The following is a 12,397-nucleotide window of genomic DNA, read 5'->3' on the forward strand; positions in this document are numbered from 1 at the left end:
TGTGGACGACAGGCGCGGGCCCCTGTGGACAACCCGCGGCGGGGCCCCGCGGCGGGCCGTCCGGGGACCGTCCGGGTCCGGCCGGTCACGCGCGGTGGCCTCCCGGACGCGGGCCCGTGCGTTCTCGGCCAGGAGTGTGCCGTGGTCCGGCTTCGGGTGTTGTCGGGACTAGGTCAACACGCTTCAATGCGGGGGAACTCGGGGCCCTGGAGCGCGGCGTACGGATGTGAAGACCCTCCCCTGCGCCGCGACAGGGGGCGGGCCCCGCGGATCCGCGCCGAACGGTCCGACCAGCCGTTGTGAACATTGACAGAAGGGCCCCTGCATGCCGCACGCCACACAGCACGCGGACGCCGACATCGCGGACGTCGTCACCGCGGGCGCCGACACCGCGGAACTCGACTCGGTCCTGCGCGGCGGCCCGTTCCACGTCGCCCTGCGCGCCGCGATCGCCGCGCGCGGGCTGCCGCTGCAGCGCGTCCAGCACCATCTGTCGCGGCACGGGGTGACGGTGGGCGTCACGAGCCTGAGCTACTGGCAGCAGGGCGCCCGGCGTCCGCAGCGTCCGGAGTCCCTGCGGGCCGTGCGCGCCCTGGAGGAGATACTCCAGCTGCCGGAGGAGTCGCTGATACGCCTGCTCGCCGAGACCGACGAACCCGCGTCGGCGCACCGGCCCGCGGTGCGCTCCTACCGGGCCCGTGTCGAGGCCTCGGGCGTCCTCGACCGGCTGCTGGGCGAGCTCGGCCACCCGTCGGCGGACGACGGGCTGCTCACCCTCGGGCACCATGAACGGGTCCGGATCGGGGCCCGGCGCGAGCTGGCGGGGCGCGAGTCGCACCTCATCGTCCGCGCCCACCGGGACGGCGTCGACCGCTTCGTCGCCGTCCACCACGGCGACCCGGGGTGCGCTCCCGCGCGGATGGCCGTCCACGCGCTGGAGAACTGCCGTACGGGGCGCGTCCGGACCCACCACGACACCGGTGTACTGGTGACGGAGCTGCTCTTCGACACCCGCCTGCGGGCCGGGGACACCTATCTCTTCCGCTACGGCGTCGAGGACGGCACCGCGGGCGTGTCGCACGAGTACGTCCGCGCGTTCGGCGCGGCGGGCGGGCAGTACGCCCTCCAGGTGGGTTTCGACGCGTCGGCCCCGCCCGCGCGCTGCCGGCGGTTCACGCAGCACTCGGCGGCGGCGCCGCGCGGCGGCCGGCGGGAGCTGGCCATGAGCGGGCCGCACCACTCGGTGCACCTCGTGGAGGCGCGGGTGCGGCCGGGCATGCTGGGGATCGCGTGGGACTGGGAGTGAACGGGCGCCGCTGATCCGGGCCGGTCAGGCCCCGGGGGTCGCGACGATCCGGCCCTGCTGCACGTCGACGCGCAGTTCCGTGAGCGCCACGGTCGCCGGGGCGTGCAGCACCTCGCCGGTGCGGGCGTCGAACTCACTGCCGTGGCAGGGGCAGACCAGCTTGGTGCCCTCCAGCTTCTTGATGGGGCACCCCGCGTGCGTGCAGATCGTGCTGTAGGCCTTCAGCGAGCCGTCCTGCGCCCGGCTCACCACGACGTTCTGGTCCCGGTAGAGCTTGGCGGCGCCCTGGGCGACCTCGCCCTCCGCACCGAGGTCGACGGGCGCGGTCGGCTGCGCGGCCGCGCCGTCGTCCCCCGGTGAGCAGGCGGCCAGACCGAGCCCCGCGACGGGTGTGAGGGCCGCCGAGCGCAGGACGGTACGACGACTCGGGACGGGGCGGCCGGACATGGGGATCTCCACTGGTCGGGGGTGTGAGGGCGACGATATCCGGCGGCGCCCGGCGTCCGACCGGGTGGGTAGCCGGGTGGAGGACGCACCGCACTCACCGACGTAAACGATTGCGCAAGCGTTTACGCCCGCCCCGGGACGGGATACGCTCCCCGGCAGCACAACGGGGAGAGCACGGCAGGCGTACGACGGAAGGGGCGCTCCGGTGGCAACCATGGCCGACGTCGCGCGGTGCGCCGGGGTCTCCGTGGCGACGGTCTCGCACGTGCTCAACGACACCCGTCCCGTGCTGCCGCACACCCGCCAGGCGGTGCTGGACGCCATCGAGGAGCTCGGTTACACCCCGAACACCCTCGCCCGCTCCCTGGTGACCTCCCGGACCCGCTCTCTCGGGCTCGCGGTCTCGGCGATCAGCAATCCCTACTTCACGGAGATCCTCCAGGGCGTCGAGGCCGAGGCCCTGGAGCACGGCTACAGCCTGCTCATCGCCGACCCGCACGACGACCCCGGGCACGAACTCACGGTCGTACGGCTGCTGCACGAGCGGCGCGTGGACGGCATGATCGTCGCGCCCTCCGCCGATCCGGGCGCACTCGTCGCCTACCTGGCACGCCACCGGGTGCCCGCCGTGTTCCTCGACCGGGTCGTCGACACGCCGGAGAGCGGCGGACCTCGCTTCGACCAGGTGTGCGCGGAGAGCGCCGAGCCCACCACCGGGCTGGTCGGCCATCTCGCCGGGCTCGGTCACCGGCGGATCGGCCTGGTCGCGGGCCGGCCGGGGTTCAGCACGACGCGCGAGCGGATCACCGGGTACCGGGACGGCCTCACCGCCGCCGGACTGCCCCACGACGAGCGGCTGGTGGTGCACGGCGACTCCGACGCGGCCGGCGGCGAACGGGCCACGGCGGCCCTGCTGTCCCTCGCGGAGCCGCCCACCGCGCTGGTCACGGCCAACAACGCGATGACCATCGGCGCGCTGCGCGCCCTGCGGGACCGCGGTCTGTCCGTGCCCGGCGATCTCGCGCTGTGCTGCTTCGACGACTTCGCCTGGGCGGACCTGTTCGCACCGCGCCTGACCGCCGTCGCGCAGCCCAGCAGGGACATCGGTGCCCGGGCCGTCCGGCTGCTGCTGGAGCGGCTCGCCGCACCGGGCCGGCCGGCGAGAACCGTGCGGCTGCCCTGTGCCTTCGTCCACCGCACCTCCTGCGGCTGCCCCGAGCAGCCCCGGCACGTCCCCGAACCGGACCACGAAAGGACCCTCCCGTGATCGTCGTCGCCGGTGAGGCACTGATCGACCTGGTACCGCAGGGCACGGGTGCCCTCGCGACGCTGCGCCCGGCGCTCGGCGGCGGCCCGTACAACACCGCCGTCGCGCTGGGCCGCCTCGGCTCCCCCGCCGCCTTCTGCTCCCGGGTGTCGTACGACGCCTTCGGCGAGGCGCTGCTGGACCGGCTGCGCGAGACCGGCGTGGACGTGTCGCCGGTACAGCGCGGGGCCGAGCCGACGACGCTCGCCGTGGCCACCGTCGGCGCGGACGGCTCGGCCGCGTACACCTTCTACGTGGAGGGCACCGCGGACCGGCTGTTCACGGTGCCGTCCGCGCTGCCGCCGGGCACCCGGGCGGTGTCCTTCGGCACCTGTTCGCTGGTGCTGGAGCCGGGGGCGAGCGCGTACGAGGAACTGCTGCGCGAGACGGCGGCGCGGGGCGTGTTCACGGCGCTCGACCCGAACATCCGGGCGGGGCTGATCCCGGACCCGGACGCCTACCGGGCCCGGTTCAAGAGCTGGCTGCCGTCGGTGTCGCTGCTGAAGCTGTCCGCGGAGGACGCCGAGTGGCTCGGCGGCACCCCCCGGGAGTGGCTGGCGGCCGGTCCGGCGGCGGTGGTGATCACCCGCGGCGGTGACGGGCTGACGGCGTTCACCCGTGACGGGGGCGAGTACGCGGTGCCGGGCGAGCGGGTCGAGGTGGTGGACACCATCGGTGCCGGCGACACGGTGAACGCGGCGCTGCTGCACGGCCTCGCGGTGCGGGACGCGCTCGACGAGCACGCGGTGGCCGCGCTGGGGCCCGACGGCTGGGCCGGCCTGCTCGGCTTCGCCGCCCGCGCCGCGGCGGTCACCTGTTCGCGCGCGGGCGCGGAGCCTCCGTACGCCCGCGAGGTGGCTCTCTGACGGTCCGCCGGTCTCAGCCGGCCGGCCGTACGGCCCGCAGGGCGCCGGGGCGGCGGCCGTCGAGGAGGTCCAGGGCGGCGGCCGTGGCGTCGTCCGCCGGCAGGTGCACGACGATCCACTGACCGTCCTCGGGGAGCGCGAGCGTCTCGTGCAGCAGGTTCAGCGGGCCGGCCTCCGGGTGCCGGACGTGCTGGGTGCCGACGCGTCGCGGGGTCAGGGCGAGGTCGGCGAACCGGTCGGTGAACTCCGCGCCCGCCGTCACCGTCAGCTCGTCGGCCAGCTCGGCGACGTAGGGATCCCGCAACGGGGCGTTGTGCCGGAGCCGGGCGACCAGGTCGTCGGCGACGCGGTCCCACTCGGGGTAGGCGTCGCGGGCGCGCTCGTCGGTGAACAGGTGGCGCAGCAGGTTGGGCTGCTCGGCGTCGAGCAGGCCGAGCGGGCCGGTGAGCCGGGCGTAGCCGGCGGTGTGGGCGAGGACGTCGCCGATCCAGTTCAGCACGGCGGCGGGGGCGGGTTCCAGCCGGTCCAGGACGGCACGCACGGTGGGCCGCGCCTCACGACCGAGCGGCGGGGCAGCGGCGCACAGGAGCGGGTCGCCGCCGTCGGCCTCCTTGGTCAGCCGGCGCAGCACCATGCGGTTGCTCAGGGACAGGTTCAGCGCGTCGGCGAGGGCGCCGAGCACCTGGGCGGACGGGTGGCGATCGCGCCCCTGTTCCAGCCGGGTGAGGTACTCCACGCTGACGCCGGCGAGCGTCGCCAGTTCGGCGCGGCGCAGGCCGGGCGTGCGGCGGCGGGGGCCGGCGGGCAGCCCCACCTCGGCGGGGCCGACGGACTCGCGCCAGCTGCGCAGGAACGTGCCCAACTCGTTGTCGCTCACCTGTGGAACGTACCAACCCGTGCGGGCGTGAGGGTGGCCCTGCGACTACCACGCTCACGCCGGTCTCCCTTCCGGGGCGCGGGGCCCGCAGGGTGGTCGGCATGACGAACGACATCGCCACCACTGCCCTGCCGATCGCGCCCGGCCAGTGGGCTCTCGACCCCTTTCACTCCGCCGTGAGCTTCACCGTCCGCCATCTCGGCATCGCCAAGGTGCGGGGGCGTTTCAACGGTGTGGAGGCCGACCTCGTCGTCGGGGAGACAGCCGGCGACGTCCGGGTGACCGCGACGATCGACCTGGCCTCCGTCGACACCGGGAACGCCGACCGGGACGCGCACGTGCGCTCTGCCGATCTGCTCGACGTGGAGAAGCGTCCGACGATGACCTACCGCTCGACCCGGGTGTCGGGCGAGGGCGAGGACTGGGTCATGGAGGGCGAGCTGACGATCGGCGAGGTGACCCGGCCGGTGACGCTCGCCGTGGAGTTCGGCGGGCTGGTGGACGTGCCCATGGACGGCAGCCGGCACGCCGGGTTCGAGGCGACGGGTGAGATCCGGCGCAGCGAGTTCGGGCTGGACTTCGCTCCGGGACTGCTCGGGGAGGTGGTGAAGATCCAGCTCGACATGCAGTTCGTGGAGCCGGCGGGCGTCTGAGCGCCGGATGCGCGGACGCGCCGTGTCCCACGGGTTCTTCCGTGGGACACGGCGCGTCCGTGTGCCGGCGGGCGGTCAGGCCTTGCTCGCCCGCGTCGTCTTCTTCGCGGCCGGCTTGGTGGTCCTGGCCGTCTTCGCCGCGCTCTTCGTCGCGGTCTTCGCCGTGGTGGCACCGACCTTCTTGGTGGCCGTCTTCCTGGTCGTGGCCTTGGCCGCCACCGTCTTCGCCGCCTTGCGCGTGGCCTGCGCCGGGATCGCGTCGCTGACCCGGTCGGCGTCGAGGATGTCCCTGAGGAACTTGCCGGTGTGGCTGGTCGGGACGCCGGCGATCTGCTCCGGTGTGCCTTCGGCGACCACCAGGCCACCGCCGGCGCCGCCCTCGGGACCCATGTCGACGACCCAGTCCGCCGTCTTGATCACGTCGAGGTTGTGCTCGATGACGATGACCGTGTTGCCCTTGTCGACCAGACCGGACAGAACGGTGAGCAGCTTGCTGATGTCCTCGAAGTGCAGACCGGTGGTCGGCTCGTCCAGGACGTAGACCGTGCGGCCGGTGGAGCGGCGCTGCAGCTCGCTGGCGAGCTTCACGCGCTGCGCCTCACCGCCGGACAGGGTGGTCGCGGACTGGCCGAGCCGGACGTAGCCGAGGCCGACGTCCTTGAGTGTCTTCATGTGCCGGGCGATCGCGGGGACCGCCTCGAAGAAGTCGGTCGCCTCCTCGATCGGCATGTTCAGCACGTCGGCGATGGACTTGCCCTTGTAGTGGACCTCCAGGGTCTCCCGGTTGTACCGGGCACCGTGGCAGACCTCGCACGGGACGTAGACGTCCGGGAGGAAGTTCATCTCGATCTTGATCGTGCCGTCGCCCGCGCAGTTCTCGCAGCGGCCGCCCTTGACGTTGAAGGAGAACCGGCCGGGCAGGTAGCCGCGCACCTTCGCCTCGGTCGTCTCGGCGAACAGCTTGCGGATGTGGTCGAAGACGCCCGTGTACGTCGCCGGGTTGGACCGCGGGGTGCGGCCGATGGGCGACTGGTCGACGTGGACGACCTTGTCGACGAGGTCGTCGCCGTCCACGCGCGTGTGCCGTCCGGGCACGCTGCGGGCACCGTTCAGTTCCCGCGCGAGGTGGGTGTACAGGATGTCGTTGACCAGCGTCGACTTGCCGGAGCCGGAGACGCCGGTCACCGCGGTGAAGACGCCCAGCGGGAAGGACACGTCGATGTCCTGCAGGTTGTTCTCGCGGGCACCGTGCACGGTGAGCCGGCGGGACGGGTCCTGCGGGCGGCGCACGTCGGGCAGCGGGATGGCCTTCTTGCCCGACAGGTACAGGCCGGTCTGCGACTCGGCGTTGTCGAGCAGCTCCTTGACGGAGCCGCTGTGCACCACCTTGCCGCCGTGCTCACCGGCGCCGGGGCCGATGTCGACGATCCAGTCGGCGACCTTGATGGTGTCCTCGTCGTGCTCGACGACGATGAGCGTGTTGCCCATGTCGCGGAGCCGGACGAGGGTCTCGATCAGCCGGTGGTTGTCGCGCTGGTGCAGGCCGATGGACGGCTCGTCGAGGACGTACAGCACGCCGACGAGTCCGGAGCCGATCTGGGTGGCCAGGCGGATGCGCTGGGCCTCGCCGCCGGAGAGGGTGCCGGCCGCGCGGTTCAGCGAGAGGTAGTCCAGGCCGACGTCGACCAGGAAGCGCAGCCGCTCGTTGACCTCCTTCAGCACGCGCTCGGCGATCTTCTTGTCCCGGGCGCTGAGCTTCAGCTCGCCCAGGAAGTCGGCGCAGTCGCTGATGGACATCGCCGAGACCTCGGCGATCGACTTGCCCATCACGGTGACCGCGAGGACGAGCGGCTTCAGGCGGGTGCCCTCACAGGTGGGGCAGGGCACCTCGCGCATGTAGCCCTCGAAGCGCTCGCGGCTGGCATCGCTCTCGGACTCGCTGTGCCGGCGCTTGACGAAGGGAACGGCGCCCTCGAAGGCCGTGGTGTAGCGACGCTCGCGCCCGTACCGGTTGCGGTAGCGGACCTCGACCTGCGTCTTGTGCCCGTACAGCAGGGCCTTGCGGGCGCGCAGCGGCAGCCCCGCGAACGGGATGTCCGTACGGAAGCCCAGCGCGTCCGCGAGGGCGCCGATCAGGCGGGCGAAGTAGTCCTTGGTGTGCCCGTGCGACCAGGGGTGGATGGCGCCCTCGTCCAGGGACTTGTCCGGGTCCGGGACGATCAGCTCCGGGTCGACCTCCATGCGCGTGCCGATGCCCGAGCAGTCGGGGCAGGCGCCGAAGGGCGAGTTGAAGGAGAAGGAGCGCGGCTCCAGCTCCTCGAAGGACAGGTCGTCGTAAGGGCAGTACAGGTGCTCCGAGTACATGCGCTCGCGCTCGGGGTCGTCCTCGGGGAGGTCGACGAAGTCGAGCACGACCATGCCGCCGGACAGGCCGAGCGCGGTCTCGACGGAGTCGGTGAGGCGGCGCTTGGCGGAGTCCTTCACGGTGAGGCGGTCGACGACCACCTCGATGGTGTGCTTCTCCTGCTTCTTCAGCGTGGGCGGCTGGGAGAGCTGGACGGTCTCGCCGTCCACCCGCGCGCGGGAGTAGCCCTTGGTCTGCAGGTCGGCGAAGAGGTCGACGAACTCGCCCTTGCGCTCGCGCACCAGCGGCGACAGCACCTGGAAGCGGCTGCCCTCCGGCAGCTCCAGCACCTTGTCGACGATGGCCTGCGGTGACTGGCGCGAGATCGGCCGGCCGCACTCGGGACAGTGCGGCTTGCCGATGCGGGCGAAGAGCAGGCGCAGGTAGTCGTAGACCTCGGTGATGGTGCCGACCGTGGAGCGCGGGTTGCGCGAGGTCGACTTCTGGTCGATGGAGACCGCCGGTGAGAGGCCCTCGATGAAGTCGACGTCCGGCTTGTCCATCTGGCCGAGGAACTGCCGGGCGTACGAGGAGAGCGACTCCACGTAGCGCCGCTGGCCCTCGGCGAAGATCGTGTCGAAGGCCAGGGAGGACTTGCCCGACCCGGACAGGCCCGTGAAGACGATGAGCGAGTCACGAGGCAGGTCGAGCGAGACGTTCTTCAGATTGTGCTCGCGCGCGCCACGGACGATGAGACGGTCGGCCACGCCGGTCCGCACCTTTCTTGAGAGAAGTGACAGGGGCGGGGCCCCCGTCTTTCTCAGACTAGGGGGAGCCACTGACAACGCCGGTCGGATTCACCGGTTGTCAACAAACCCCGACTCCCCAGCATGCCCGACGCCACTCCCGACCATATAGCACGTGCATTCGATTTACGGGCGTCGTCCGCCTCCTTCACCCGAAGGTGTGGTGCGGACTAGGGTCGGCGGCATGATTGATCACGCGCGTGACCTGGCGTCTGTACGCGACGCCACCGAGCGACTGCTGACCGCGGTCGGCAAACTGGACAACGCGGGCGTGACGGACCAGTCACGGCTTCCCGGCTGGACCCGCGGCCATGTCCTCGCGCACCTCGCCCGCAACGCGGACGCCCTCGTGAACGTTCTCGAGGGCCGCCCCATGTACCTCTCCGCCGAGGCCAGGGACGCCGACATCGAGCGGGACGCCCCGCGTCCCCTGGAGGCGCAGCTCACGGACGTGCGCGAGAGCGCGGCCCGCTTCCAGGAGGTGGGCGCCGTCCCCGCCGACTGGTCACGTACGGTCACGCTGCGCAACGGGATCACCGACTCGGCGTCCCGGGTGCCCTTCCGGCGCTGGGCCGAGGTGGAGCTGCACCACGTGGACCTCGGGATCGGCTACGAGCTGGAGGACCTCCCGCAGGAGTTCACCGAGCGGGAGACCGCGTTCCTGGCGGCCCGTTTCACCGGGCACCCGGACGTGCCGCCCACGCACCTCACGGACGGCACGCGCGCGTGGCGCACCGGCCGCGAGGAGGGCGGACGGGAGATCACCGTCACCGGTGCCCCCGCCGACCTGCTGGGCTGGCTCGCCGGACGGCGCGCGGGGTCCGCGCTGACCGTGGACGGGGGCACGCTGCCCGCGCTGCCGCCGCTGTAGCCGGGGGAGGCGGTTGCGGACCGCCTCCCGGCGCTAGGCTGGCCGTCATGACCTACAGCGGAGAGGTGCGGGTCGGCGGCCCCGCCCAGGTGCACGAGCTCAAGGACCTGATGATCACCAAGGTCGCGGTCGGCCCGATGAACAACAACGCCTATCTGCTGCGCTGCCGGGCCACCGACGAGCAGGTGCTGATCGACGCCGCGAACGACGCGCACACGCTGCTCGGCACGATCGGTGACGACGGCATCGCCTCCGTCGTCACCACCCACCGGCACGGCGACCACTGGCAGGCGCTCGCCGAGGTCGTCGCGGCCACCGGCGCCCGTACCTACGCCGGCCGGCACGACGCCGAGGGCATCCCCGTGCCCACCGACGTGCCGGTCGACGACGGCGACACCATCCGGGTGGGGCAGGTGGAACTCACCGCGCGCCACCTGGTCGGGCACACACCGGGCTCGATCGTCCTCGTCTACGACGACCCGCACGGGCATCCGCACGTGTTCACCGGGGACTGCCTCTTCCCCGGCGGTGTGGGCAACACCTTCAAGGACCCGAAGGCGTTCGCGAGCCTGATCCACGATGTGGAGACCAAGGTCTTCGACGTCCTCCCGGACGAGACGTGGGTCTACCCGGGACACGGCAACGACACCACGCTGGGCGCGGAACGCCCGCACCTGCCGGAGTGGCACGCGCGCGGGTGGTGAGCCCCCGTACGCGCCCCGTGTGATCCGTTCACCGGCGGCGGCCGTCCCCGCGCGCTGTCGGCGCGCGGGGGCGGTGCGGTCGACTGGTGGCGGCCCCGCCCAGGACGACGGCTCCTGGGCGGCGCGGGCCGCCGGTCTTCTCCTCCCGCCCTCGGCCGGCGGCCCCGGCCCCTCAGGTGTCGGCCCGTCCCGTCCCCGCCAGCGCCGCGACCCGCTCCACGCCGAACGCGTACCCCTGCACACCGCATCCCGCGATGACCCCGTCGGCGCGCTGCGAGACGTAGGAGTGGTGCCGGAACGACTCCCGCTGGTGGATGTTGGAGATGTGGACCTCCACCACCGGCAGCCCGTCACAGGTGTTGAGCGCGTCCAGGATCGCGACGGACGTGTGCGAGTAGGCGGCGGGGTTGATCACGATTCCGCAGTGGTTCAGCCGTGCCTCGTGGATCCAGTCGACCAGTTCGCCCTCGTGGTTGGACTGGCGGAAGTCCACCGTGCCGCCGTGTGCCGCGGCGGCCTTGACGCACAGGGCCTCGACGTCGGCGAGCGTGTCGGAGCCGTAGATCTCCGGCTGGCGCTGGCCGAGCAGGTTCAGGTTGGGCCCGTTGAGGATCATGATCGGGGCGTTGGCCAGGGTGCGGGGCACGGTTTCCTCCGGTCCGTTCGAGGTGCGGCGGTCCTTGGCCGACCGGCGCTCGCCCCGGTCTATCACGGTGCGCCGGCGACTCGGCCGCCCGTATCCTCCGCGCATGCCGATGATCGTCTATCCGCCCAAGCCCTCGCCCGGAGACCGCGTCGCGGTCATATCTCCCGCGTCGGGACTGCCCGGACTGTCGTCGACGGGCCCGCCCGGCGGATCGTCGTCACCTACTGATCCACCCACCGGTTCACGCGCCGGGGCTCCTCACCGGCTAGGGGTTGATCGCGAGTTCCAGGTACGCCGCGAACAGCACCAGGTGGACGCCGCCCTGCAGGGGTGTGGCACGCCCCGGTACGACCGTCAGGGAGGCCACCACCACGGTCAGCGCGAGCAGCACCATGTGGGTGGGGCCGAGGCCCAGGACCAGCGGCCCGGAGAGCCAGACGGAGGCCAGGGCGACGGCCGGGATGGTCAGTCCGATGCTCGCCATCGCGGAACCGAGCGCGAGATTCAGGCTGGTCTGCACCCGGTCGCGGCGGGCGGTGCGCACGGCGGCGATGGTCTCGGGGAGGAGGACCAGCAGGGCGATGATCACGCCGACGACGGCGTGATGGAGTCCCGCGGCTTCCACCCCGTCCTCGATGGTGGGTGACACCCCTTTCGCCAGCCCGACGACGCCGATCAGAGCCAGGGCCAACAGGCCCAGGCTGATCAGTGCGGTGCGGGCCGACGGCGCGTTCGCGTGGTCCTCCACGGTGATCACCTCGCCCTGCCGGGTGATCGGGAGGAAGTAGTCGCGGTGCCGCACGGTCAGGGTCGTGATGAACAGCCCGTAGAGGATCAGTGAGGACAGCGCCGCGAAGGTCAGCTGGACGGTGGAGAACTCCGGGCCCTGCGCGCTGGTCGTGAACGTCGGCAGCACCAGGCTGAGCGTGGCCAGGGTCGCCACCGTGGCGAGGGCCGCGCCGGTGCCCTCGGGGTTGAACACGGCCGTGCCGTGGCGCAGGGAGGCGACGAGCAGGCTGAGCCCGACGACACCGTTACAGGTGATCATCACGGCCGCGAAGACGGTGTCCCGGGCGAGGGTCGCGCTCTTGTCGCCGCCGTCCACCATCAGGGTCACGATGAGGGCGACCTCGATGACGGTGACGGCGATGGCGAGCACGAGGGAGCCGAAGGGCTCACCGACCCGGTGGGCGACCACCTCGGCGTGGTGCACGGCCGCCAGGACGGACAGCGCGAGCACGACGGTCAGCAGCGCCACGACCGCACCGGGCAGGTGGCGTCCCCAGGTGAGGCCCAGCAGCACGACCGCGACCACGGGCGTGACGGTCGTCCACTGCGCGAGGAGCGCCCTGGGCCGAGTGATCATGCAGCGATCGTCGCAGAGGCGAACGGACCCCGCACTCCCGGTCACACGGACGGGGAACACCGTCGGCCGGGCCCGGCGCTCAGGGCTCCCTCTCCCGGCCGGCGCCGCGGCGCCGGGGGGGGGGGGGGGGGGGGGGGGGGGGGGGGGCCGCCCCCCGGGGGGGGGGGGGGGCGGCGGACTTGTTGCCGAAGAGGCCCATGACGTT

General features: G+C 72.6%; 11 protein-coding genes and 1 pseudogene. 7 read left to right on the top strand and 5 right to left on the bottom strand.

Annotated elements, in window-relative coordinates; all coding sequences use genetic code 11:
* Positions 1-325: 325 nt before the first annotated feature.
* Positions 326-1,306 carry a hypothetical protein gene (locus ACIRG6_RS00095; RefSeq protein WP_403320034.1) on the top strand — a complete coding sequence of 327 codons (981 nt, stop codon included), beginning with the start codon at positions 326-328 and terminating at the stop codon, positions 1,304-1,306.
* 24 nt (positions 1,307-1,330) lie between these two features.
* Here the strand turns inward: ACIRG6_RS00095 and ACIRG6_RS00100 are convergent, their stop codons facing one another.
* Positions 1,331-1,753 (bottom strand): Rieske (2Fe-2S) protein, encoded by a 423-nt coding sequence (locus tag ACIRG6_RS00100; RefSeq protein WP_364683225.1) that lies wholly within the window; start codon positions 1,751-1,753, stop codon positions 1,331-1,333.
* Between the two features lie 205 nt (positions 1,754-1,958).
* On the opposite strand from ACIRG6_RS00100, the gene ACIRG6_RS00105 reads away from it, so the two are divergent.
* Together ACIRG6_RS00105 and ACIRG6_RS00110 are read left to right on the top strand one after the other, a co-directional pair.
* Entirely contained in the window at positions 1,959-3,020 is a 1,062-nt protein-coding gene (locus ACIRG6_RS00105) for a LacI family DNA-binding transcriptional regulator (protein ID WP_403320036.1), read from the top strand.
* Entirely contained in the window at positions 3,017-3,925 is a 909-nt protein-coding gene (locus ACIRG6_RS00110; protein WP_381687281.1) for a carbohydrate kinase family protein, read from the top strand. Before ACIRG6_RS00105 ends, ACIRG6_RS00110 begins: the two co-directional genes overlap by 4 nt.
* A gap of 13 nt (positions 3,926-3,938) precedes the next feature.
* Here the strand turns inward: ACIRG6_RS00110 and ACIRG6_RS00115 are convergent, their stop codons facing one another.
* Positions 3,939-4,802: a helix-turn-helix domain-containing protein gene (locus ACIRG6_RS00115; protein ID WP_350721675.1), complete on the bottom strand. Its 864-nt coding sequence runs from the start codon at positions 4,800-4,802 to the stop codon at positions 3,939-3,941.
* Positions 4,803-4,903: 101 nt separating this feature from the next.
* Between ACIRG6_RS00115 and ACIRG6_RS00120 the strand changes: the two genes are divergently transcribed.
* On the top strand, positions 4,904-5,455 hold the full coding sequence (locus tag ACIRG6_RS00120; protein ID WP_403320038.1) for a YceI family protein: 552 nt from the start codon (positions 4,904-4,906) through the stop codon (positions 5,453-5,455).
* A gap of 75 nt (positions 5,456-5,530) precedes the next feature.
* Here ACIRG6_RS00120 and uvrA read toward each other — a convergent pair whose 3' ends face one another.
* Positions 5,531-8,566 (bottom strand): excinuclease ABC subunit UvrA, encoded by a 3,036-nt coding sequence (gene uvrA, locus ACIRG6_RS00125; RefSeq protein ID WP_318218099.1) that lies wholly within the window; start codon positions 8,564-8,566, stop codon positions 5,531-5,533.
* A 223-nt stretch (positions 8,567-8,789) separates the two neighbouring features.
* Here uvrA and ACIRG6_RS00130 point away from each other — a divergent pair, with 223 nt between their 5' ends.
* Both ACIRG6_RS00130 and ACIRG6_RS00135 read left to right on the top strand, forming a co-directional pair.
* Positions 8,790-9,476 (top strand): maleylpyruvate isomerase family mycothiol-dependent enzyme, encoded by a 687-nt coding sequence (locus tag ACIRG6_RS00130; RefSeq protein ID WP_364683234.1) that lies wholly within the window; start codon positions 8,790-8,792, stop codon positions 9,474-9,476.
* A gap of 47 nt (positions 9,477-9,523) precedes the next feature.
* The gene (locus ACIRG6_RS00135) at positions 9,524-10,180 is read left to right on the top strand and encodes an MBL fold metallo-hydrolase (protein WP_239771257.1); all 657 of its coding nucleotides are present in this window, start codon (positions 9,524-9,526) and stop codon (positions 10,178-10,180) included.
* Positions 10,181-10,352: 172 nt separating this feature from the next.
* Here ACIRG6_RS00135 and aroQ read toward each other — a convergent pair whose 3' ends face one another.
* Positions 10,353-10,826: a type II 3-dehydroquinate dehydratase gene (gene aroQ, locus ACIRG6_RS00140; protein ID WP_239771258.1), complete on the bottom strand. Its 474-nt coding sequence runs from the start codon at positions 10,824-10,826 to the stop codon at positions 10,353-10,355.
* A 67-nt stretch (positions 10,827-10,893) separates the two neighbouring features.
* Between aroQ and ACIRG6_RS00145 the strand changes: the two are divergent.
* A pseudogene (locus ACIRG6_RS00145) lies at positions 10,894-11,013 on the top strand (LD-carboxypeptidase); the annotation flags it as partial.
* A gap of 78 nt (positions 11,014-11,091) precedes the next feature.
* Here the strand turns inward: ACIRG6_RS00145 and ACIRG6_RS00150 are convergent.
* On the bottom strand, positions 11,092-12,192 hold the full coding sequence (locus ACIRG6_RS00150) for a calcium:proton antiporter (protein ID WP_364683236.1): 1,101 nt from the start codon (positions 12,190-12,192) through the stop codon (positions 11,092-11,094).
* Positions 12,193-12,397 lie beyond the last annotated feature (205 nt).

It is taken from the genome of Streptomyces flaveolus, assembly GCF_044765825.1.
Classification (GTDB): Bacteria; Actinomycetota; Actinomycetes; order Streptomycetales; family Streptomycetaceae; genus Streptomyces; species Streptomyces flaveolus.

Bases quoted from the DNA above. Each gene is read 5' to 3' on its own strand.
- ACIRG6_RS00095 (WP_403320034.1), top strand. From the start codon at position 326: ATGCCGCACGCCACACAGCACGCGGACGCCGACATCGCGGACGTCGTC.
- ACIRG6_RS00100 (WP_364683225.1), bottom strand. From the start codon at position 1,753: ATGTCCGGCCGCCCCGTCCCGAGTCGTCGTACCGTCCTGCGCTCGGCG.
- ACIRG6_RS00120 (WP_403320038.1), top strand. From the start codon at position 4,904: ATGACGAACGACATCGCCACCACTGCCCTGCCGATCGCGCCCGGCCAG.
- ACIRG6_RS00130 (WP_364683234.1), top strand. From the start codon at position 8,790: ATGATTGATCACGCGCGTGACCTGGCGTCTGTACGCGACGCCACCGAG.
- ACIRG6_RS00135 (WP_239771257.1), top strand. From the start codon at position 9,524: ATGACCTACAGCGGAGAGGTGCGGGTCGGCGGCCCCGCCCAGGTGCAC.
- ACIRG6_RS00150 (WP_364683236.1), bottom strand. From the start codon at position 12,192: ATGATCACTCGGCCCAGGGCGCTCCTCGCGCAGTGGACGACCGTCACG.